The following is a 22,943-nucleotide window of genomic DNA, read 5'->3' as shown; positions in this document are numbered from 1 at the left end:
GCGTGTAATTGTAACTATCAATTGAAAATGTTACAAAAACCATACACAACATAACACTGCATTAACAAATTGACATTTTGATGATTTAGTAGCCGAAATAAGGGGCCGATAAGACAATATGAAGAAATAATGAGACAAAAAGCAGAAATGAAATCAATTATTATCAGTTGTTTTACCCAGTTATAAACGTTTAAAAACACCGTATGGAAAAGCCGAAAAGAATAAAAAACGCATTGATTTTGTTATGCTTATATGGATTACAACTTGGACAGCTTGATGCACAGGAATCCAGCCTTTGGCAACCCGTTGGCGACAAAATAAAATCGCCATGGGCCGACCAAATAACCGCCACCACGCCGCTTCCCGAATACCCACGCCCACAGCTGGTGCGCGGGGGCTGGCAAAACCTGAATGGCCTATGGGATTATGCAATCGTGCCCGGGAAATTGGATGAGGTGCCTGCCGCTTATCAGGGCAAGTTATTGGTGCCCTATGCCGTGGAGTCGGCACTTTCCGGCATAGGAAAGACCGTAGGCAAAGACAGTTCATTATGGTATCACAGGCGCATCGCCATTGATAAAAAAATACGCAAACAGCGTATACTCCTGCATTTCGGCGCGGTAGATTGGCAGTGCAAGGTGTATGTCAATGGCCAATTGGCGGGGGAGCATGAAGGGGGGTTCGATCCCTTCACGATTGACGTCACCCCCTATTTAGGGAAAGGAGTTGATCAAGAGATTGTGATAGGCGTATGGGATCCCACGGATGAAGGCCCTCAGCCCAATGGCAAGCAAGTGGTAAAGCCGCGCGGGATATGGTACACGCCCGTCACCGGTATCTGGCAGACGGTGTGGCTGGAGGGCGTGCCCGAGACCTATATTGCATCGACCAAGCATACACCAGATATTGACAAGGGCTCATTAGCCGTGGAGACAGTCATCCAGGGGCTTATGGAAGGCGACGAAGTGCGCGTTTCCGCATGGAAAGGAGCCGAGAAAGTTGCGGAAACGACGGGCGAAGCCGGGGCTGCCGTAGCACTGCAACTGGACAACCCCGAGTTATGGTCGCCCACCAATCCGTTTCTGTACGATTTGAAAGTGACCGTATTGCGCAAAGGAAAGATCGTGGATGAAGTATCTTCTTATTTCGCCATGCGTAAGATTGCCGCGGGCAAAGATGCCAAGGGCATCCAACGCATGCTGCTCAATAACAAGTTTGTTTTCCAGTATGGACCGCTTGATCAGGGCTGGTGGCCAGATGGCCTATATACGGCACCTACGGATGAAGCATTGCGGTTTGATGTAGAAAAGACGAAAGCCATGGGCTTCAATATGATTCGCAAGCACATCAAGGTAGAGCCCGCCCGGTGGTATTACTATTGCGATAGCATCGGATTGCTCGTGTGGCAGGACATGCCGAGCGGCGATTTAGGGGGCAACCATTGGGATATGCGGCCCGGCATCACTTCCGGAAAGCAGCATGACAAAGACCGTTCCGCCGCGTCGGAAGCCATCTACCGCAAAGAGTGGAAGGCCATTATGGACGCCCTGCACAACTTTCCGAGCATCGTGGTATGGGTGCCATTCAATGAAGCATGGGGACAGTTCAAAACCAAGGACATCACCGAGTGGACCGCAGGCTATGACGCATCCCGTCTGGTCAATAGTGCGAGCGGAGGCAATTTCTTTCCGGTAGGGCACATCCTGGATATCCACAACTATCCCGATGCCGTGATGCCACGGCCTGAGCTGTTCGGGGCCGACCGAATCCTCGTACTCGGCGAGTTTGGCGGATTGGGTTTGCCTGTAGAGGGACACACCTGGCAGAATAAGGACAATTGGGGGTACCAAAGTTTCAAGAATGCAGGCGAACTGAAAAACCGTTACCAAGGATTGGTGAATGATTTGGCGCGTTTGATACCATTGGGGCTGTCTGCTGCGGTATATACCCAGACTACGGATGTGGAGGTAGAGACCAATGGGCTCATGACTTACGACCGGAAGGTAGTAAAGATGCCCGAAGCCGAGTTGAAAGGGTGGCACCAGCGCCTATACGATATCCGGGTGGATTGAGCAAGGGGGCGATAAGCCCCTTTTTTATTGCCGATGCTGCGCGAGGTATTCGCTTGGCGGCATCCCAAATTGCTTCTGGAAATTCCGCCCGAAATGAGTCTGCGAGCTGTAGCCCACCTGATCCGATATTTCATAAATTTTGAGCTGCCCTTCACGGAGCAGCTCGGCAGCCTTTTTCAGGCGGGCCACGTTGATAAGGTCATTGGGTGTCAAATCAGATATGGCCTTGATTTTCCGGTATAGTGTAGGACGGCTCATATTCAGCTGTTCGGCCAAGTGCTCCACATCAAAGTTTACCTCGGCCATATGGTCATGGATTACCGCATTTAATCGTTCCAGGAAGCGTTCATCAGCCTTGGTATGGGCCATGGATTTGATATGCACCAGCGGCGAGCTGGCAAAGTACTCGCGTACTTTGTTCCTGTTTGATAGGAGGCTATTGATTTGTGCATGCAGGTGATCCGGCGAAAAAGGCTTTTCGATATAAGCATCGGCGCCTTGCTCCAGTCCCTGTATTTTTGATTGCAACGTATTCTTCGCCGTCAATAGGATTACGGGAATGTGGCTGTGTGCCACATCCGACTTGATGAGGCGGCAGAGCTCGTACCCATCCAGTTCGGGCATCATGATGTCACTTACCACGAGCTGCACGGCGTTGCCCGCCAATGTTTCGAGGGCAAGCTGGCCGTTTTCAGCTGTCAAGACCTCATAATCTTCGGCCAGATCATCGGCGATGAAATCGAGGATCTCCGGATGGTCATCCACCACCAGTATCACTGGTTTTTCAGTCCTTGGTAATTCCTGCGCCATAGCAAGGTTGTTGAAATTGTTGTTCAAGAGGCAATGTCAGTATAAATACATTCATCCCATTTTCGGGTATGGCCAGCTGGAGGTTGCCCTTATGCAATTGGGCGAGCGATCGGGCAAGGGCCAAGCCCAGCCCCACCCCTTGCTGCGTTTCTGTCGCTTTTAGCCGCACAAACGTTTCGAAGATCTTTTCCCGCATATCCGCAGGAATGAGGTAGCCGTCATTTTTGACCGATATGGTACACACCCGGTCGTCGGATGCGCAGACCAGCAACGCCACCTCGATATGCCGCTTGGCATATTTGAGCGCATTACCCAGCAGGTTGCTGATGATCTGTGTCACGGCCTCCTTATCCACTGTAGCTATGCAAGGTGTATCGGGCAGCGTATAGCGGAGCCGTATGTTTTTCGGGGCGGTCAGCAGCTTAAAACCAAGGAGGCTCTCGCGGAGCAGCCTGTTGATATCCAAAGGCATGAAGCGTAGCTGATACCCGGTGACCTCCGCTTTCCGGAAGTCAAGTAGCTGGTTGGTCAGTTCCAGCAATCGCTCGGTATTGCGTTCCATCGTTTGTAGGTGGCGCTTTACTGTCGGCAGTTCTTCCGCTTTTTTCATTACCTTCTCCAGCGGAGCCTTGATGAGGGTGAGCGGAGTGCGGATTTCATGTGTCACGTTGGTGAAAAAATCAATTTTGGCCCGGTATAGCTCTTCTTCCTTCCGGTGCCGTATCAATTCCAGTTTCCGTTTATTTTTTTCCCTGACACGACGGTGGTAGCTCCGGATGGCATACCAAGCCGTGGCAGACACCAGCAGTATATACAGCACGTAGGCAGGCTGGCTGGCCCAAAATGGCGGCAGGATGCTAATGCGCAATTGTGTTTCTTTTCCTATGAATCCGCCATGGCTGCCTGCTACATTCACCCTGAAGAGGTAATCCCCCGGAGGTAGTTCGGTAAAATAAACTTTCCGGTTGGTACGGATATGCGTCCATGCCTTGTCCAGTCCTTCCATCTTATAAGCGTATTCCGTCATGCCGGGCGAGACAAAGCTCAGCGCGGCAAAGTCGATGCTGAAGGAAGATTGGTTGTGGTTGAGTTCGATATGATCCGTAAATGTGATTGATTGGAGCAGGGGTGATCCCTTCTTGCTGATTTCCAGTTCGTGGTTATATACCTGCAATCCGGTGATGTATACCGGTGGCTGGAAAGTACTTTCCCGGTAATTGGCCGGATTGAACTTTACCAAGCCCTTTACGCTGCCGAAATAAAGCGTTCCATCCGGCGATTTGTAAGCCGAGTTATAGTTGAATTGGTCACTCAGCAGGCCGTTGGCTTGGGTAAAGACGTTGATTTCCCCGGTGGCCGTGTCGAAGCGTACGAGGCCCTTGGAAGTCGTCACCCAGAGCCTGCCGTCGTTGTCTTCAAGGATGGTCAGTATCAGGTTGCTTGGCATACCCTGCCGTGTACCATACCTACGGAAGGAGCCCGGCGCATCGAGCCTGCATAGCCCGCCTTCGGTAGCTACCCAGATGGTGCCCCGGCTGTCTTCGTATATCCGGTTTACGCGGTTGCTGCTCAGGCTGTTCGCTATATGTACATGATGAGAAAATGACCCCTTTTCGCCTGTTTCAGGGCGGGCATAATACAGGCCATCACGCCAAGTGCCGGCCCATATCGTCCCGTTGCTGTCTTCAAAGAGCGTGGTATAGAAAATATGGGCCGGAAATTCACGTACGATCCGGAACCGTTGGGTTGCCCATACATATTCATATAGCCCCCTTCCGGTTGCCAGCAGTATCCGTCCGTTGCTGGTTCTGTAGATATTGAAGATAAAATTGTTTTGTAATGTCCCGTCCTTACCTTCTGCATCGTAGTGGCGCATTACCTTGGAGGTATTTACATTCAGGAGGTCGAGCCCATGTTGGAAGGTGCCCACCCAGAGCGTGTCACCGGTGAGTAGCAGGCCATGGATGTTTGAATAGGCCAAGCCATGCGCATTGCTGGTGGGCTGGTAGCTGGTCATCCGGCCTGTGGAAATGTCCATTTTATTCAGCCCTGCGTCTTCCGTGCCAATCCATAAATCCCCCCGCTCATCTGCGCAAATCTCCCTTACCGCATTGCCCGAAATGGTATTGGTGTCATCACCCAATGGAAAAAACTTTTCGAAAAATGCATTGTCCAGCGCGTAGTGATTGATCCCCCCGAAGTAGGTGCCTGCCCAGATGCCGTGCTCCTTGTCTTTGCAAAAGGTATAGACCGCATTGTCCGATAATGCCCAGGGATTGCCCCGTTGCTTCCTGAGGTTGGTGCACTGTCCGGTGCCATAGTGGTAGATGAAAATACCCGACTCCGTGGCAAACCAGTATTCGTCCTTTTTATTTTCAATGATATCCCTTACGAAGATGTCCGTTCCATATTCATCATGGGTCAGCAGATCCCGGTACGTGCCCGTGCCCGTATCGAAAGCCTTCACGCCCTGCTTGGTGGTACCCACCAGGAGGATCCCCCTATCGCTGCAATATACATTTTCGATCCGTTGAGAAACCACGCGTGGCGAATGGTCGAATAATGCATATCGGCCTTTTGTACCTTGGGTAGGGTGGTATTGAATCAACTCACCATTGACCGTACCTATCCAGAGGTCACCGCTTGCAGCTATGCCAAACGAGCTTGCCTGGGATTGTACATCGGTGATTGGCGTCAATTGGTCTGCCTTGGCGGCATACCGGTACAACGTACGGTTGTCAATAAACCAGACATTGCCCGCCCGATCGCCTTGTATATGCAAGATTTCATTGGTGATAGAGAGGTGAAACAGCGAAAACGTTTCGGATTTCGGGTTGAAGATGTAGATACCCTGGTCAGTGCCCACCCAGATGCGATCGGTTTGGTCTACAAACAATGCCCGGATAAAATTGCTTCCCAGCCCATTGGAATTGTCGGGATCACTGTGGAAGGCCTTGAAGGAATATCCATCGAAGCGGTTGAGGCCATCCTTGGTGCCAAACCAGATAAACCCCATCCCATCCTGCGCACTGCATAGCACGGCATTGTTCGACAGACCGTTTTCCACCTGATAGTGGGTGAAATAGTAAGGTCGATCCTGCGAATAGCCAACTAGTGCAAGCAAACACAAAACCGATATAAACAAAGCCAGTCTCACTGCAAAGGCACCTTGGTGAGCCAAAGATAGGGGGAAAATTTAAGAAAAACCTCACGTTTCCGCGGTTTTATGGAAATACCTAAAGACCTACCGGATTCAGAGTTGAATACCTTGCTAAATCAAGATAGCCAAGCTGCATTTACGGAGATCCGTGCGCTATTGGGATAAGTTGTTTGCCGTGGCAGTAAATCGTTTGGGCGCGATGAGCAGGATCATCGGCCGCAGTGTATCGCGCAAGCGCTTGGCAGCCGCTACGCCCGCGCCAAATTCGGCATTGTTTTCACGCGTGCGCTGGTAGTTCGGATCCGTGGCGATACGCATAGAGTCTACGCCCTATCCCGAGCATATCCCGTATATCGTCGGTATAACGCCGTGAAAGCAATCCAAACACGGTGTTTTGCCGGGATAATATCGGCAAGGCATCGGGCAGGAATAGGCGGCCTATGGTGGTTTGAGACAAAATAAAGAAAGATTGAAACAAAATGGTATCGCTTGCAACAATCCTAATGCCGTCCTTTGCAATAGGGAAGGCCTCGCGCTGATTTGATGACCAATGATGAAACCAATAGCTATGCGGATTTTCAACACCTCTTTGTTTTGTAGTGCATTACTTCTTTTTTTATGGTACGGCTGCGATAGCCACCGGGCAGCAGAAACCGGCGCCACCGACCCAAAACGAAACACCTGGACAGCGGAAGAAGCCAATGCCTGGTATGCCCGGCAGGGATGGCTTGTAGGCTCGAACTACATTCCGGCTACGGCCATCAACCAACTGGAGATGTGGCAGGAAGATACCTTTGATCCGGAGACCATCGATAAGGAACTGGGCTGGGCTGCAGCACTGGGCATGAATACCGCCCGCGTGTACCTGCATGATTTGCCGTACGGGCAAGATTCATCGGGCTTCTTAAACAGGGTAGACCAATTTTTAGGGCTAGCCGAAAAACATGGCATACGGCCGCTGTTTGTAATTTTCGATTCCTGCTGGGATCCGTTTCCGGCATTGGGCAAACAACGTGCGCCCAAACCGCATGTACACAATTCCGGATGGGTGCAGAGCCCGGGGCAGCGAGCGCTGAAAGACAGCACACAGTATCCCCGGTTGGAGCGCTATGTCAAGGGCGTAATCGGACATTTCGCCGACGACGGCCGGATTTTGGGCTGGGATGTATGGAACGAGCCGGATAACATGACGGGGCCGTCATATGAGGCCGTCGAAATCAAGGACAAGGTGTCCTATGTATTGCCGTTGTTGGCCGAGGCATTCGAGTGGGCAAGGTCGGCCAATCCAGTGCAGCCGCTTACTTCCGGCATATGGGCGGGCGACTGGTCGGCAGACAGCACGTTGAAACCCATCGAACGCCTGCAAATCGAGCAGTCGGACATCATCAGTTTTCACAATTACGATACACCGGAAGACTTTGAAAAGCGCATCCAGCAGCTTCAGCGGTACGGTAAGCCCCTGTGGTGCACCGAATACATGGCACGGCCTAATGGAAGCACCTTCGCGGGATTCCTGCCCATCGCCAAAAAATACAACATAGCGATGTTCAACTGGGGGTTTGTGGATGGCAAAACGCAGACCATCTATCCGTGGGATAGCTGGACGAAGACCTATACTGCCGAGCCTCCGGTGTGGTTCCATGATATTTTCAGGGGCGATGGCACGCCATACAGGCAAGAGGAAGTGGATGTGATTAAGAGCCTGGCACGATGATACGGCGTATTACCTGTTCTTTGCTCCTTGTGGGCCTGCATGTGCTGCATTTGCCTGCGCAGGAAAAGCGGGAGCTATTTTTTGCAGACCCAACGATATACGTTGCCGATGGTAAATATTACCTGACCGGGACGGGAGGGAACAGCCGGGAGGCACCGGGTTTTTTCGTGTTGGTATCCGACGACCTGAAAACCTGGGCGCCACCTGCTGGAGCAAGGGACTCGGCATACCTGATCCTGGCCAAGGGGGATCAGGCCTTTGGCACCGAGGGCTTCTGGGCACCGCAGCTACTCAAGGCAAAAGATACGTACTACCTCACGTATACCGCCAATGAGCAAACCGTACTCGCGCAGTCATCGGCTTTGCCGGGGCCCTATCGGCAAAAGGAAGTTGCCCCCATTGACGGTGCTGAAAAAAATATAGACTCCTACATTTTCAACGATGATGATGGCAAGTATTATCTTTACCATGTGCGGTTTGATGATGGCAATTACTTGTGGGTAGCCGAGTTTGATTTGGAGAAAGGGAAGATCAAGCCTGAAACGCTCAAGAAATGCTTCGGCCAAACCGAGCCTTGGGAGGCTACCCCTGCTTATGAGTCGTCACCGATCATGGAGGGGCCCACCGTTATCAAATTAAAAGGCAAATACTACCTGTTTTATTCGGCCAACCACTTCCGGAATATCGACTATGCGGTTGGCTATGCGGTTGCTGACTCGCCATATGGGCCTTGGATCAAGCAAAAAGGTAGCCCAATCCTTCATCGTACTATCGTTGGCGAAAATGGCTCCGGGCATGGCGATTTATTCGAAGGATTGGACGGCCAATTGTATTATGTATATCACGTCCACTTTGGCCAGCAACAGGTAAGTCCGAGGAAGACGCGCATCGTCCCGATTACGATGCAGTGGGATCCGGAGGCTGGCCTGTATACATTCAGTGTGAATAGCGAGGAAATCATTGAGCCCGTACTGGCCGATGCCGGACGCGGGGTATCACCGCCCGCCCGTAAGGAGGGCACCTACACCAACCCTGTTTTCGAGCCTATCCTCGCCGACCCGTCGGTCATCCGCGATCCGCAATCCGGGCTTTTTTATGCCTATGGCACACAGGACGATTGGGGTGATGGGCAAGGTAGCCGCTTGGTTCCCATTTTGCAATCGGCCAACCTGGTCGACTGGCAAGTCGTGGGGCAGGCATTTTCCAGCAAGCCGGCATGGAAAAGCAGTGGCGGCATCTGGGCACCCGATGCCAACTACGTAGATGGCCGGTACTACCTCTACTATGCTTATTCTACATGGGGAGATCCCAATCCCGGCGTGGGCGTGGCAGTAGCGGATAAACCGATAGGCCCGTTTGCCGACCGGGGCAAATTGTTTACCAGCGAGGAGGTAGATGTACCTAATTCCATCGATCCGTTCTTCATGGAAGAAGCGGGCGAAAAACACGTGTTTTGGGGTAGTTTCAGCGACGCACCGACGCAGGGCACGTATGGCATCAGGCTGGCTGATGATGGCTTGTCCGTGCCTGACTTATCCCGGAAAGTGAAGATAGCCGCTGGCGATTATGAAGCGGTGATGATCCATAAACGGGATGGGTATTACTATTTCTTCGGCTCCAAAGGCAGCTGCTGCGAGGGAGCCAATAGCCAATACCACGTGCTGGTGGCCCGATCCGCGCACTTGATGGGCCCTTACCTCGATAAGGAGGGGAGAGCGATTACGGAGCGCGGCAATGGGACGTTGTTTATCAAAGGCAACGAGCTGTTCGTGGGGCCGGGGCACAACGCACGGCTGATTGCCGATGACGAGGGAACGGACTGGTTTATCTACCATGGGATTGATCGTTCCAAAGGAACGGTGCCGACCGGCGCCAGCCGGCGGATGCTGATGCTTGATAGGGTGATCTGGCGGGATGGCTGGCCGGAACTGGCTGACGGGACACCCAGTGCCAAACCGCAGCAAGCACCGGTATTTCAATGATAATGGTGATAAGCATCCAGCGCCACCTTCTGGTATTCATTTCGGTATTGGTGCGGTTGTTTGCCGACGACCGCCTTAAACTGCTTGTTGAAATTGGTCAGGGATTGGAATCCGCATTCGTAGCCAATGCGGTCGATATTCATCTTGCCTTCTTTCAGGAGCTTGCAGGCATATTCAATGCGGATCTCCTTCAGGAAGTCTGAGAAAGATTGGTTGACACGCGATTTGAAATACCGACTGAATGATGTGCAGGTCATGCTGGCAATGGAAGCAACTTCCTCCAAATGGATTTTGCGATGAAAATTTTTCATGATAAATGCGTAGACTTTGTTCATCCGGTCTGTCTCGGCCTCGGTATTGTAGGATTTCGAGTGGGTGCCCGTTATTAAGTGGCATTCCTCCGAGAGCGCAATCGTATTTAATATCTTCAGCAGTTGGATGATGCTGTCCGTACCCTTTAGTTCCAATAGTTCCACCATCAATTGGCTTACGCGCCTCTGCGTGTCACCGGCAATCTCGATGCCGCACTGTGATCGCTGAAACAGGTGTTTGATGCTTTCAAATTCCGCTTTCTCGTGAATGGTCTCACCCAGGAAATGATCATGGAAGTAGATGACAATGACGGTCGTGCTTAATGGGCTGTCTTTTTCAAAATAAGCATTGTCATTGCGCCATACATGGGGCAGATTGGGGCCTATTAAGACCAAATCATTTGCTTTAAAGGGCTTGATACTATCTCCTACAAACCGGTTTCCTTCCCCTTCCATGACATAGGAAATCTGGAATTCGGGGTGCAAGTGGAAGGTCGGATCGAAGTAAGGTTCAATTTGTTTACGCACGACGAAGGATCGGTTTTCCGGGATGAGCGCCTTGGGAATGATATGGGTTTTCTTCATGATTTATCTTTTGTTGTCTGTAAATATAATAAATGGTGATATAATTTGACTATAAAGGGATAACATATCGTGGTTTTCCTGTGGCTTTGCGACCTACTTTTGTATGTCGACAATTATAGAACTATATTTTATGAGAATAATTTCCTACTTGTATATTGTCTTTTTTTGCCTGTTTCTTATCCAATGTACCCATGACAATCGCGACTATCCGCGGCGAGCTGAGGTCTTGTTTTTCGAAAGCGCCGACTCATCTGATGCATTGGGGGCGTCCGGCAAGTACGCGTCTTGGTTGGCTATTGAACTTTTCAAAAGTGGTATCAACCTGACCTACACAACGGATGCCGCTGACTTGAACGAGAAAAACCTCCGCTTATATGACGGATTGGTGTTATTTACGGTGCCAGACGCCATTTTATCTGGTCAGGAAAGCGCGTTAGCGGGATTCGTGGATGGTGGCAAAGGGTTGATCGTACTCGGCGCACAGCCTTCGGGCACCAGCCCGGCGTGGTTTGCAAAGACACTCGAAGGCGGCACGCCTGTCACAGACACCTTAGCGACTGACTTGGCACACCGGCTTAACAAGGGGAAAGGCCGTGTATTTTATACGGAGCACGGTAGCGATGAATCAACCTGGAAAAACCTGGATTTTCTGCGATCCATCAATAAAGGCGTGCAATGGGCAATAGGTGACCGGGTGATGGGATTGGTCGCGCAATTGAAGATTCCAAGTGTGAGCATCTATGAAGATACCATCGCTGATTTCACTGCACGGCATTTTGTGCCGAAAATGCAGGAGCCGCTCTCACCGGAAGAATCAGCGAAACTGATACAAGTTCCCGTTGGTTTCGAGTTGAAGCTATTTGCTTCTGAACCAGATATCGTTAATCCCATAGCGATGAGCTGGGACGAAAAAGGGCGACTGTGGATCATCGAGACCGTCGACTATCCCAATAATTTCGTGGAGTTGAAAGGGGAGGCAAATGACCGGATCAAGATATGTGAAGATACCGACGGGGACGGCGTGGCGGATAAGTTTACGGTATTTGCCGACAGACTGAATATCGCCACCAGCCTTACGTTTGCCAATGATGGCGTAATTGTGGCCATGGCACCGCATTTCATCTTTATGAAAGACACGGACGGAGATAACGTCGTTGATGTGCGGGATACGATAATGACAGGCTGGAATAAGAATGATACGCACGCTGGGCCTTCCAATCTGCAGTATGGGTTTGACAACAAGATTTGGGGTGTCACCGGTTATGCAGGATTTAATGGACACATCAATGGCAAACGGCTGGCTTTTGGCCAGGGTGTGTATCGCTTCAGGCCGGACGGCACAGATTTCGAATACCTGGCGACCACCAGCAATAACACGTGGGGGTTGGGCATGACTGAAGACAACAACGTCTTTATTTCTACAGCCAACAATACCCATAGTGCGTATTACTCGATGCCTGAACAATTGGTACAGCGCCAGTTCAAGGAGGACGATCAGAGGCCCGCTATCAATGCCGTTCAGAAAATCGATGGACATTATGACGTGCATGCCATGACACCCAACCTCCGGCAGGTGGATGTGGTCGGCGGCTTCACATCGGCCGCAGGGCATCAGCTCTATACCGCACGTGACTATCCCCAAACATATTGGAATAAGGTCGCCTTTGTAACCGAACCGACGGTACGCTTGATACACAATGCCGTCATCGAACCTGACGGCGCCGGCTTCAAGGAGCACGATGGCTGGAACCTGGCAGCTAGTTCAGACGAATGGTTCGGCCCGATCCACGCTGAAGTCGGTCCTGACGGTGCCGTTTGGATACTCGACTGGTATAATTTCATCATTCAACACAATGTATTCGTACCGGCGCAGGCCCCTTCGGACAAGGTATTGCCGTTCATTGAGCAACCGCATGGCCCAGGAAATGCATTTGAGAGCGACCTACGCGATAAAAAATACGGCCGTGTTTACCGGTTAGTATATACCGATGCAAAACATAAAACCTCCCATAAGCTTTCCAAGGACGACACAGGCGGCCTGTTAAAGGCGCTGAAAAGCGACAATAAATTCTGGCGGATGCATGCCCAGCGGCTGCTGGTGGAGCGGCAACAGGACGATGTTGCGGATGAACTAATCCGGATTGCATCGGACCAAAAGGTTGATAAAATCGGACTGAATGCTCCGGCTATCCATGCCCTTTGGACGTTGCAGGGGCTAAACCTGATCGCCGAGCGGCAGGACGTATTCGACGCCGTCGTAAAAGGTTTCAAGCATCCCTCGGCAGGTGTGCGGAAAGCAACTGCCCAAGCGCTTCCGGTAGACGACCGCTCCCGCGATGCATTGCTGAACAGCGGTATCTTGGCCGATACCAACCTGAATACCCGTATGGCAGCTTTCGTGAAGCTTGCCGAGTATCCGGCGTCGGAAGCTGTTGCCAAAGCCCTGCTTGAAGCGACCGGTGACCCAGCCAACGAAAACGACAGGTGGCTATCGCAAGCCCTGTTCGCAGCGATTGCACGTCACGAAGACGCATTTTTTAAGTTAGCGTCTACGCGAACTACGGGCAACTTCGCCCGGCGTATCCTCGAATCGTTGGCCAATGAACAGTATACGCTCGGCCGCCGTAGTCGTTTCCCCTTCTCACCGGATGTCTCAAACAAGAAAATCCATATCCAGACGGAAGTCCGCAGGCGGGATAACCAACCCTACAACGGATTGATTGTGGGGCAGGGTGACAAAACTGCTGGCTACGCACTTTACACCAAAAATAATCGGCTATTTTTTGAAGTCTACCAGCATGGCCAGACGGCCACCGTCTCCTCGCGTGGCAACCTACCCAGTGAATTTGTGGCCGACGCGCGGGTGACGGTGGATGCTTCAATTGAGCTATCCATAAATGGTACCAGCCAAGGCAAAGCCAAGATCATGCACTTGTTTGCCGAGCCGTTGGCGCTTAACCTACGTTCGGGCGAGGACTTCGATGAGACCTATGCGTTCACGGACTACGGTGGCGCATCTGGATTCACGGGTAATATCAATAACACTGTCGTGAGGTTGTCCAAAGCGCACCAATCTGCCGCATTTGCCCATGGCGGGGCAGCAATGGTGGCGGATCCCAAGAGCAGCGTGCCATCGGAGCGCATTGAACTGAAAGCGGTCAAAGACATCATGCAATATGATAAAAAGTTGATTACCGTACCCGCTGGCAAGCGAATTACACTTGTCTTTGAAAATCCGGACGGTATGCAGCACAACCTGTTAATCATCCAGCCCGGAACGTTGGATATTGTCGGCAAGGCGGCTGATGATATGTTGCGATCGTCGGAAGCATTCGAGCGCCAGTATGTGCCTGCGATTCCTGAGGTATTGCACCACACGCCGCTGGTAAACCCGGGCGAAAGTTTTACGCTGGAGTTTACCGCGCCCGAGCAACCAGGTGACTATACGTATGTCTGTACGTTTCCCGGCCACTGGCGGGGGATGAACGGGACCATGCGCGTTGTCAGGTAACGATGAAACTTAATTATATGAAGATGAAATACACGATGAAGTTATTTGCAGGCCTTATCCTGGGGGTAATGGTTATTGGCACAGCGCTCGGCCAAACCAAACCGGTTCGAATATTGATGGTAGGCGGCGGCGGATCCCATGATTTCGGCCGGTGGTACGGTCAGGAAGATACGAAGACGCTTGAATCGACCGGGTCTTACCGTGTCATGTATACCGAGCGGCCGGATTCCATACCGGCCTATCTGAAAAATACCGACCTCCTGATCCTGGCCAACAATCAGCCCATCGACTCGAAAGGACAGGCTGCCATTACCAAATTTGTTGAAAAGGGGAAGGGCTTACTGCTGCTTCATGCCGCAGTATGGTACAATTGGGCGGATTGGCCGGCTTACAACCTGAATTATGTAGGGGGCGGCAGCAAGAGCCACGAAAAATTTCAGGAATTCAAAAACTATGTGGTCAATCCCGCACATCCCATCACGCAGGGAGTAGCTGCAACATTCGAGTTCAAGGATGAGTTTTATCGTCAGATTCCCGACCCAGCTGCAAGGGGAATTGAAGTGCTGGTCATCGGCCAGTCCAAAGAAACCGATGCGGTTTACCCGGTCGTATTTACCGTGAAGCATCCGAAAGCGAAAATCGTGGGAATTACCCTGGGACATGACGAGCACAGCCATCAGCATGAGGCCTACAAGGCCTTGCTTATCAATGCGGTGAATTGGGCGGCAAATTAATAAATCGAAAAAATATAACTAGCTAATAAGAATAGAACATGTCAAAAATCACTGTCGTTATTGTTGGTATGGGATTTGGAAAAGAGTTCATTCCCATTTATCAGAAGCATCCGGATATCAAAGCAGTCGGCATCTGCACGCGAAACGAAAACACACTTAATGAATTGAAAGCCAAGTTTAACTTGGATGAAAACCTGGTCTTTACCGATTTCGAAGACGTGGTGAAGCGGGAGGATGTGGATGCCATCCACGTTGTGACCCCCGTTCCTGAACATGCCCGCATGACCTTAGCGTCACTGAACGCGAACAAACACACGGCCTGTACCATACCGATGGCGATGACTGTGGAAGACTGCAAAGCGATTGTGGAGGCTAAGCGTCGCGCCGGGAAGGTGTACATGATGATGGAAACGGCACTTTATACCCGGGAATTTCTATATGGATTGAAGCTGGCGGAAAGCGGCCAACTGGGTAAAATCCAATTTGTTCGCGGATCGCATATCCAGGACATGAGCATGGAAGGGTGGGCCGAGTACTGGAAGGGATATCCGCCGATGCTAAACGGTACCCACGCGATATCCCCGTTGTTGCGCATCAATAACACGATCGCGGAATCGGTGGTTTGCCACGGATCAGGCCGGCTATCCGATGACTTGGCCAGCCGGTATAATGCACCCTATGCCGTAGAAACTGCAACATTTAAGTTAAAGGATTCGGATGTAGTGGCAGAAGCGACCCGCTCATTGTTTGACGTGGTACGCCAGTACCGGGAAAGCTACGATGTCTACGGCACCAAGATGTCCTTTGAATGGGAACAACTGCAAGACGAAGAACACGTCATCTTTGACGGTGGTGAAAATGCCCGGCGCATCGATGTGCCCGATACGGACGAGCTACTCATACCGGAAATCGCAGATTTTACGAAACGCGAGCGGATAGACGATCCGAACCACGTGTCTTTCCTGCAAGGTGCTGGCCATGGTGGTTCGCATCCCCACCTCGTGCAGGAATTTGTGGCGGCTATCGTGGAAGGGCGCGATTCGGCGGTGGACGCAGCATTGGCCGCCAACTACACCTGTGCGGGAATATGTGCCCATGAATCAGCCATGAAAGGCGGAATTCGTATTGAAATACCAAGTTTTGAATAAGTTAATGTTGATTGGTTGCGATGAATATAGGAATAAGCACGTTTGTTTGGGTTTCGCCGTTTTCAACGGCTTCTTTTGACGTCTTGCGCAAAGTCAAAGATATAGGCTATGACGTGGTTGAGATTGCTGTGGAATACCGGGACTTGATTGATTGGGCTGCTTTAAAGCGAATTTGCCGGGATCTGGCGCTGAACATAACGGTTAGCGGTGCCTTCGGCATGGATCGGGATATTTCCAGTGAGCGGCCTGAAATCCGGGCCAACGGGCTTTCCTATATCATCGACTGCCTCGAAATTGCCAGCGAACTGGAAAGCCCCGTGTTCGGGGGGCCGCTCTACTCCGCAGTAGGCAAGACGCGGTTGGTTTCCGAAGCGCAGAAACGTCAGGAACGCCAGTGGTGCCTTGAAAACCTGCATCAAGCGGCGAGGCGTGCGGAAGCGTTAGGCGTGACCTTAGCGTTGGAACCGCTAAATCGATTTGAAACCGATATGGTCAATACGGTTGACCAGGCTATTGAATTGGTGGATGAGGTGGGGAGTGAGCGGCTGAAGATCCTGCTGGATACCTTCCACAGCAATATCGAAGAAAAAAACATTCCCAAAAGCATTACCAAATTGGGGGGGCGACTGGTCCATGTTCAAGCCAATGAAAACGATCGGGGAACGCCCGGTACGGGACATCTCGACTGGATTGGTATCTGCGATGCCCTTCGGGCGATTGGCTATCGGGGAAGCTTGGTCATTGAAACATTCGGTGAACCCTCCAAAGAATTGGCGCGGGCGGCCAGTATATGGCGACCATTGGCAGCCAGTGCCGACGAACTGGCCGAGGAAGGCTTTGCCTTCCTGAAGAAGACATTTTAGCTTAACGTATGAACGCCACTATACAAATCACCCAGCACCCCGAAGCACCCAGTAAAAAACTTTTCTGGGGATGTTTCGTCGTGTTGGTCGCTTCGGCCTTCGGATTCGTGTTCCGGTCTTACCTGATGCACGAATGGGGCATCCGCTTTGACCTGAGCAAGACCCAGCAAGGACAGATTTTCGGGGTTAGTTTCTGGCCGTTTGCGTTGAGCATTGTACTGTTCAGCTTGGTAATCGATCAGATCGGCTATAAAAAATCGATGATTTTTGCCTTTATCTGCCATGCGGCTTCCGTGTTGCTGACCATTTTCGCCGACGGCTACTGGATGCTTTATTTCGGGACGTTCCTGTTTGCGTTGGGCAACGGGGCTGCCGAGGCCGTCATCAACCCGGTGGTGGCCAGTATGTATCCGCGGGAAAAAACCAAGTGGCTGAATATCCTGCATGCCGGATGGCCGATGGGTATCGCCATCGCCGGACTATTTGGTATTACGCTACTCCATTTCGAGGTTGACTGGCGGATCATGATGCTATTTATTCTATTGCCCACGATTGCGTACGGTGCATTGATATTCAACGCGCATTTTCCGGTCAATGAGCGTGTGAAAGCGGGGGTGAAGTACGTAGACATGCTTCGCGAAGTGGGCGTGTTGGGTTTCCTCATTATCACGAGCCTCTGTGCCTTCGAGCTGGGCAATTTGCTGGGTTGGGGCACACCGGTCAGCATCCTGGTCATCGTGGCCGTGGTAGCTTTTGTAGCGTTTTACCTCAAAGCACTGGGCAGGCCGCTGTTTGTTTTGTTGCTACTCGTGATGGTGCCCTTGGCTACCATGGAACTGGGCACGGATAGCTGGATCACAGACCTCATGACGCCCGAAATGCAGAAACTCGGTTTTCAAGGAGGATGGGTGTTGGTGTTTACCGCCATCATCATGACGGTACTGCGCTTATATACGGGAGTAGTTACAAAACGCATTTCGCCGCTGGGTATCCTTGCGTTCAGTGCATTGATATCAGCCATAGGCTTGCAGTGGCTGTCTTTTTCTGCCGGGGCGACCATTTTGCTGGCGGCCGGATTTTATGCCCTGGGTAAGACCTACCTGTGGGGCACGATGCTGGGCGTGGTATCCGAGCAGTTTCCCCGGGGCGGGGCCTTGGCGCTGAACATCACCAGTGCGGTAGGGCAACTGGGTGTAGGCATTATCGGCGCCGTCTTTTTAGGAGCCGTGCAGGACAGCGAAATCGATTCGAAATTACAGGTATACGATCTGGAACACCATACCACGTATCACGGTGAATATGTTACGGAAGTCAAGCGGAGCATCTTTGGCGAATACAACGCCCTGAATCAGGACAAACTTTTGCTGGCGGATGCCGAGACACTGGGCGTCATCGCTGGGGTCGAAAATGAAGCAAAAAAATCCGCACTGTCTACCGTGTCGATACTGCCGATGGGTATGTTTTTGTTTTTCCTCGGGCTCATCCTGTATTTCAGGGCAAAAGGGGGGTATAAGCCTGTCGTCCTTGAAGGTGCACCGGAAAGCCTCCATTAGGAAAAACCGATAATTAGTACAAACCAATGATAAAAACAACCAATTATGATGAAAAGAAGGGAATTTATTTACACACTCAATGCTGGTGCCGCGTTGGGTTTGATGTCGAAGACGGCGTTTGCCGGATGGTTTCCAGACGGCCGGACCGCGCGTATGCAGAACGAACTGGCTTATCACACCATCCGGTCGGTGACGTTTGAAGACGTACGGCTGCAATATCCGCGTTTTGTTGGCAAAAATGCCCGGTTGGATGTGCATGGATTCGGGCCACGTTTGACCATTTGCAAGATTGCCACCGATAAAGGAGCCAGCGGTTGGGCGTCATTGCGGAGCAGTCGTGGTGAAGCGCAACGCATCGTCCCGGAGTTGGTGGGAAAGAAATTGTCCGATGTATTTCAAGTATCGGTAGGCATTACGGATGAGCGGTATCTCCCGTTCGATATCGCGCTGCATGATTTGGCTGGGGTAGCGCTGAATAAGCCCGTATATGCATTGCTGGGACGCGAAGAGCCGTTTACCACCAAATACTACAGTGGCATGATCTACTTCGACGATCTGGAGCCTGCTCATGCACCGGGAGGTATCGACAAGGTCCTTGCCAACTGCCGTTACGATTACGAATACGGATACCGGCAATTTAAGCTGAAAATCGGTCGCGGCAACCGCTGGATGTCACAGCAGGATGGATTGGCGAGGGATATCGAGGTGACCAAGGCCGTAGCGGCGGCGTTCCCGGACTGCGATATATTGGTAGACGGCAACAATGGCTTCACCGTAAATGAGTTCACGGCTTACCTGAAGGGAATAGGCGATACGCCGCTATTCTGGATCGAAGAGCCTTTTCACGAAACGGTAGAAGACTACCGGAAGCTGCGGGATTGGATGCAGCATGCTGGTGTAAGCAGTTTGCTTGCCGATGGCGAGGCTGACCCCGATCCCGCGTTGCTGGACGAATTGATGGAGCAGAAGCTTATGGATGTGCATCTTACCGACATTGAGGGGCTTGGATTTACCAACTGGCGGAAACTTATGCCAAAGCTGGTCCAATACAATGTGCAAGCATCACCTCATGCCTGGGGTTCGTTGCTGAAATCTTACTATACGGCTCATTTGGCGGGAGGTCTTGGAAATACGGTGACGATTGAGGGTGTCACGAGTACGTCAGATGATGTAGACCTTAGCGGCTACACGATCAAAGACGGGCGTTTGGTTCCACCAAATGCGCCGGGATTTGGCATGGCATTGTTGCGTTGAGGTAACTAAAAATCTTCATTTTTCGGATTTCGGATAGCGTGTCCGAAATCCAGTTAACCAATACAGTTATAAACAATTAAAACAAAACAATTATGAGTAAAGCTTTACTTGTAGCGTTGCTATGGTGCGTTGGACTATCCATAGCAATGGCCCAAACCCGTTCCATCACGGGGACGGTAAGGGATGCAGCGGATCAATCACCGATCGGCGGGGCTACTATCCGAGTGTTGAGTAGCCAGCGAACCACCTCATCCGGGGCGGATGGGATGTTTTCCATTGAAGTGGCTTCGGGGAGCGACTCCCTGCTGGTCTTTTTTCTCGGATATGAGGACGCACGGGTTGCTGTGGGATCCACGCAGAATACGGTGTCAATTGCCCTTACGCCTTCGTCCGAATCGCTGGATGAAGTGGTGGTGACGGGGTTTGGTTTGACACAGAAGAAAGAGTCGTTGACCGGTTCGATCTCGGTCATTGGTGCGGAGGATATTAGCCGTTCATTGGCGTCTACCACTTCGGGTGCCTTGGTCGGAAAGATCCCCGGCTTAAACTTTCGCCAAAACGATGGGAGACCCGGAGCGACGACCAACATCCAAATCCGTAACATGGGCACTCCCCTATACGTTATTGATGGGGTGCAAAAAGACGCCGAGCAATTCAATAACTTGGATTTCAATGATATAGAATCCATTTCCGTATTGAAAGACGCCTCGGCGGCGATTTACGGGGTACGTGCGGCAAATGGCGTTATCGTCGTAACCACCAAGCGTGGACGGCAAAATACGAAGAATACCATCAGTTTGACTTCTAATTATGGGTTTCAAAATTTATCGACATTTCCGAAGCCTGCAGATGCGGCAACCTATGTCGAAAATTACATCCAATCTGAAACCGTTCAGGGAGCGACTAATTACCGATATGATGCGGATGATCTGGCGAAATGGCGTCAAGGGACAGAAAGGGGTTATGTGCCGTTTGATTGGTATGATTACATTTGGGAGACTTCTCCCCAGGTTTATCTCAATGCAAATGTGTCGGGTGGATCCGACAAAATTAATTACTATTTCAGTCTGGGCCACCTCAACCAGAACGACGTCATTGTGAACTACGGTGGTTTCAAACGAACAAATGTGCAAATGGGCATCACATCTGATATTTCCGATCGTTTTCGTGTAGGGGTTACTTTTAACGCCCGGCACCAACAAAAATTGAACCCTGGAGTACCTGGCGGAGACGATTTATGGCTTCCCCGGTTCGGTACGTTCCGCAACTTGCCCACAGTACGTCCGTTTGCAAACGATAACCCTGAATATCCAACACTAACGTCGAATGACCCTGGTACAAACTTCGGCTGGCTAACCTACGACTTGTCAGGTAAATTTCAGGATACTAAGCGTGTGGCCCAGTTAAACTTTGACGCTTCATACGACATTATTGATGGATTGACCGCGAGGGCGTTGGTTGGCTACTTTTTTGAAAACCAGCGATTGGATAATCACGAATTTACCTATAAATTGTACAACTATGACGAGGCTACGGATACCTATCCCGTAATCTTCGAAAACAATAACCCGTGGCGGGAACGTCGCATGGGGCATAAGGAAGAGATGACGTCCAATGTACAATTGAACTACGTCAAGTCATTCGGCGATCATAATCTTGCCTTGGTTGGTGGTGTGGAGACTATATTGAGGAAGGAGCCTACCACGTGGGTACACTCTATACCGACTTCCAATGCGTTAGGCTTGATCGACTACGAAACGATGGATACCTATGATGATGTCGGGGAGAATCCGCAGGCTCGCGTTGGTTACATTGGAAAAGTCAACTATGATTATGCGGGTAAATACCTAATAGAGTTTATCGGACGGTATGATGGTTCCTGGAAATTCCCGCCCAATGATCGTTGGGGCTTCTTCCCCGGCGTGACAGGTGGTTGGGTGGCTTCCGAAGAGTCATTCTGGAAAGATAGCAAGCTTGGAAGCGTAGTCAATTATTTGAAGTTGAGGGGATCATATGGCCTGGTGGGAGATGACAACACGCCAGGTTATAATCCGTTCGACTACATGAGCGGTTATAATTACAAACGATACCGTAATGCCAATGGCGATTGGGTAAACGTCGCCTCTTCGGTAATTGATGGTGCATATGTTGTTGGTACACAGCCTCGGGGACTTCCGGTTACCACGCTATCTTGGTTACGTGCCAGAATGGCCAATATTGGTTTTGATGCCGGCTTTCTCCGTAATCGATTGACCACAACAGTTGAGTTTTTCCAACGTAAACGTACAGGCCTTCCAGCGGCACGGTATGACGTTTTGTTGCCCAATGAAGTCGGTTTTGGTTTGCCGAATGAAAACCTCAATTCTGATATGCATCGTGGTTATGAAGTGGCGGTGCGTTGGAATGACCGTGCGGGGGAATTGACCTATTCATTGGCAGGCAACGTTACATTTTCCCGTTTTTATGATTGGGAAAGATACAAGCCCCGCTTCAGCAACTCATGGGATGTGTATCGTAATTCGATTGTGGAAAGATTTGGCTACCTAAACTGGGGACTCCAATCCGATGGACAATTCCAAAGCTGGGAAGAAATTGCCAGTTGGCCGATCGATAACGACCGCCAAGGTAACCGCACGTTGCGCCCCGGTGATGTCAAGTATAAAGACTTAAATGGCGATGGTGTGATCAACGGACTGGACGAACGTCCAATTGGATATCGCCAAGATTCTACTCCGGCACTCAATTTTGGTTTAAATTTTTCATTCGCTTATAAGGGATTCGATTTGTCACTCGATTTTTCCGGCGGAGGTATGTTTACTTTCTACAAAGAATGGGAAATGCGTAACCCCTTCCACGATGGAGGGAACAACCCGCAATATTACTTCGATGATGCCTGGGGATTATCCGATATCTGGGATGCCAATAGTGAGTTGATCCCGGGTAAATATCCTATGCCCCTGATTGGTAACAGCGCGCACAGCAACTATTGGAATAGCGATTTTTGGAAACAGAGTATTCGGTATATTAAACTCCGAAACTTGGATTTTGGCTACTCGTTGCCCGCGCGTATTCTTGAGCCACTTTCAATTACTGGCGTAAGAGTATATTTCTCTGGCCAAAATCTATATACGTTGACGAACCTGATTGGCATCGATCCAGAAATGGATTCCACAAACGGATTGGGATATCCCACGTATCGGATTATGAATTTTGGACTCAACGTCAGGTTTTAGTAGGTTGAACATA

General features: G+C 50.9%; 14 protein-coding genes. 10 read left to right on the top strand and 4 right to left on the bottom strand.

Annotation, left to right across the window (positions count from 1 at the left end):
• Window positions 1-203 precede the first annotated feature (203 nt).
• On the top strand, window positions 204-2,072 hold the full coding sequence (locus BMW65_RS17020; protein ID WP_090607179.1) for a glycoside hydrolase family 2 protein: 1,869 nt from the start codon (window positions 204-206) through the stop codon (window positions 2,070-2,072).
• 24 nt (window positions 2,073-2,096) lie between these two features.
• Here the strand turns inward: BMW65_RS17020 and BMW65_RS17015 are convergent, their stop codons facing one another.
• The 3 genes from BMW65_RS17015 to BMW65_RS24265 all read right to left on the bottom strand — a co-directional run bounded on the left by BMW65_RS17015 (window position 2,097) and on the right by BMW65_RS24265 (window position 6,360).
• A complete protein-coding gene (locus BMW65_RS17015; RefSeq protein WP_090607178.1) occupies window positions 2,097-2,882 on the bottom strand; it encodes a response regulator transcription factor in 786 nt (261 codons plus the stop codon).
• A complete protein-coding gene (locus tag BMW65_RS17010; protein WP_090607177.1) occupies window positions 2,857-6,006 on the bottom strand; it encodes a two-component regulator propeller domain-containing protein in 3,150 nt (1,049 codons plus the stop codon). The genes BMW65_RS17015 and BMW65_RS17010 overlap by 26 nt, the downstream gene beginning before the upstream one ends.
• Window positions 6,007-6,195: 189 nt before the next feature.
• Window positions 6,196-6,360 carry a hypothetical protein gene (locus tag BMW65_RS24265; RefSeq protein WP_177181177.1) on the bottom strand — a complete coding sequence of 55 codons (165 nt, stop codon included), beginning with the start codon at window positions 6,358-6,360 and terminating at the stop codon, window positions 6,196-6,198.
• Between the two features lie 232 nt (window positions 6,361-6,592).
• Between BMW65_RS24265 and BMW65_RS17005 the strand changes: the two genes are divergently transcribed.
• Both BMW65_RS17005 and BMW65_RS24470 read left to right on the top strand, forming a co-directional pair.
• A complete protein-coding gene (locus BMW65_RS17005; RefSeq protein WP_245747673.1) occupies window positions 6,593-7,756 on the top strand; it encodes a glycosyl hydrolase in 1,164 nt (387 codons plus the stop codon).
• A complete protein-coding gene (locus BMW65_RS24470) occupies window positions 7,753-9,738 on the top strand; it encodes a family 43 glycosylhydrolase (protein ID WP_218145442.1) in 1,986 nt (661 codons plus the stop codon). Before BMW65_RS17005 ends, BMW65_RS24470 begins: the two co-directional genes overlap by 4 nt.
• Here the strand turns inward: BMW65_RS24470 and BMW65_RS16995 are convergent.
• The gene (locus tag BMW65_RS16995) at window positions 9,732-10,634 is read right to left on the bottom strand and encodes an AraC family transcriptional regulator (protein WP_090607175.1); all 903 of its coding nucleotides are present in this window, start codon (window positions 10,632-10,634) and stop codon (window positions 9,732-9,734) included. The two genes, BMW65_RS24470 and BMW65_RS16995, sit on opposite strands and share 7 nt — an antisense overlap.
• Before the next feature lie 130 nt (window positions 10,635-10,764).
• Here BMW65_RS16995 and BMW65_RS16990 point away from each other — a divergent pair, with 130 nt between their 5' ends.
• The 7 genes from BMW65_RS16990 (at window position 10,765) to BMW65_RS16960 (ending at window position 22,930) form a co-directional block, all read left to right on the top strand.
• Complete coding sequence (locus BMW65_RS16990; protein ID WP_177181176.1) at window positions 10,765-14,145, top strand: PVC-type heme-binding CxxCH protein; 3,381 nt, start codon at window positions 10,765-10,767, stop codon at window positions 14,143-14,145.
• A 17-nt stretch (window positions 14,146-14,162) separates the two neighbouring features.
• Window positions 14,163-14,879 carry a ThuA domain-containing protein gene (locus BMW65_RS16985; protein WP_218145441.1) on the top strand — a complete coding sequence of 239 codons (717 nt, stop codon included), beginning with the start codon at window positions 14,163-14,165 and terminating at the stop codon, window positions 14,877-14,879.
• A 38-nt stretch (window positions 14,880-14,917) separates the two neighbouring features.
• Window positions 14,918-16,027: a Gfo/Idh/MocA family protein gene (locus tag BMW65_RS16980; RefSeq protein WP_090607172.1), complete on the top strand. Its 1,110-nt coding sequence runs from the start codon at window positions 14,918-14,920 to the stop codon at window positions 16,025-16,027.
• Between the two features lie 20 nt (window positions 16,028-16,047).
• Window positions 16,048-16,890 (top strand): sugar phosphate isomerase/epimerase family protein, encoded by an 843-nt coding sequence (locus BMW65_RS16975; protein ID WP_090607171.1) that lies wholly within the window; start codon window positions 16,048-16,050, stop codon window positions 16,888-16,890.
• Window positions 16,891-16,898: 8 nt separating this feature from the next.
• Window positions 16,899-18,443 (top strand): MFS transporter, encoded by a 1,545-nt coding sequence (locus BMW65_RS16970; protein WP_090607169.1) that lies wholly within the window; start codon window positions 16,899-16,901, stop codon window positions 18,441-18,443.
• 45 nt (window positions 18,444-18,488) lie between these two features.
• Entirely contained in the window at window positions 18,489-19,697 is a 1,209-nt protein-coding gene (locus BMW65_RS16965) for an enolase C-terminal domain-like protein (protein ID WP_218145440.1), read from the top strand.
• 92 nt (window positions 19,698-19,789) lie between these two features.
• A complete protein-coding gene (locus tag BMW65_RS16960; RefSeq protein ID WP_090607168.1) occupies window positions 19,790-22,930 on the top strand; it encodes a SusC/RagA family TonB-linked outer membrane protein in 3,141 nt (1,046 codons plus the stop codon).
• The last annotated feature ends 13 nt before the right edge of the window (window positions 22,931-22,943 follow it).

The sequence above is a fragment of the Parapedobacter koreensis genome (assembly GCF_900109365.1).
GTDB classification, from domain to species: Bacteria; Bacteroidota; Bacteroidia; order Sphingobacteriales; family Sphingobacteriaceae; genus Parapedobacter; species Parapedobacter koreensis.
The sequence above is the reverse complement of the archived record's forward strand: the minus strand, read 5'-3'. Positions and strand labels throughout refer to the sequence as shown.

What these genes read in the sequence shown, in the direction of transcription:
- BMW65_RS17020 (WP_090607179.1), top strand. Translation starts at nt 204, where the DNA reads ATGGAAAAGCCGAAAAGAATAAAAAACGCATTGATTTTGTTATGCTTA.
- BMW65_RS16995 (WP_090607175.1), bottom strand. Translation starts at nt 10,634, where the DNA reads ATGAAGAAAACCCATATCATTCCCAAGGCGCTCATCCCGGAAAACCGA.
- BMW65_RS17005 (WP_245747673.1), top strand. Translation starts at nt 6,593, where the DNA reads ATGATGAAACCAATAGCTATGCGGATTTTCAACACCTCTTTGTTTTGT.
- BMW65_RS16960 (WP_090607168.1), top strand. Translation starts at nt 19,790, where the DNA reads ATGAGTAAAGCTTTACTTGTAGCGTTGCTATGGTGCGTTGGACTATCC.
- BMW65_RS16985 (WP_218145441.1), top strand. Translation starts at nt 14,163, where the DNA reads ATGAAGATGAAATACACGATGAAGTTATTTGCAGGCCTTATCCTGGGG.
- BMW65_RS24265 (WP_177181177.1), bottom strand. Translation starts at nt 6,360, where the DNA reads ATGCGTATCGCCACGGATCCGAACTACCAGCGCACGCGTGAAAACAAT.
- BMW65_RS16975 (WP_090607171.1), top strand. Translation starts at nt 16,048, where the DNA reads ATGAATATAGGAATAAGCACGTTTGTTTGGGTTTCGCCGTTTTCAACG.
- BMW65_RS16980 (WP_090607172.1), top strand. Translation starts at nt 14,918, where the DNA reads ATGTCAAAAATCACTGTCGTTATTGTTGGTATGGGATTTGGAAAAGAG.
- BMW65_RS16990 (WP_177181176.1), top strand. Translation starts at nt 10,765, where the DNA reads ATGAGAATAATTTCCTACTTGTATATTGTCTTTTTTTGCCTGTTTCTT.
- BMW65_RS16965 (WP_218145440.1), top strand. Translation starts at nt 18,489, where the DNA reads ATGATGAAAAGAAGGGAATTTATTTACACACTCAATGCTGGTGCCGCG.
- BMW65_RS16970 (WP_090607169.1), top strand. Translation starts at nt 16,899, where the DNA reads ATGAACGCCACTATACAAATCACCCAGCACCCCGAAGCACCCAGTAAA.
- BMW65_RS24470 (WP_218145442.1), top strand. Translation starts at nt 7,753, where the DNA reads ATGATACGGCGTATTACCTGTTCTTTGCTCCTTGTGGGCCTGCATGTG.
- BMW65_RS17015 (WP_090607178.1), bottom strand. Translation starts at nt 2,882, where the DNA reads ATGGCGCAGGAATTACCAAGGACTGAAAAACCAGTGATACTGGTGGTG.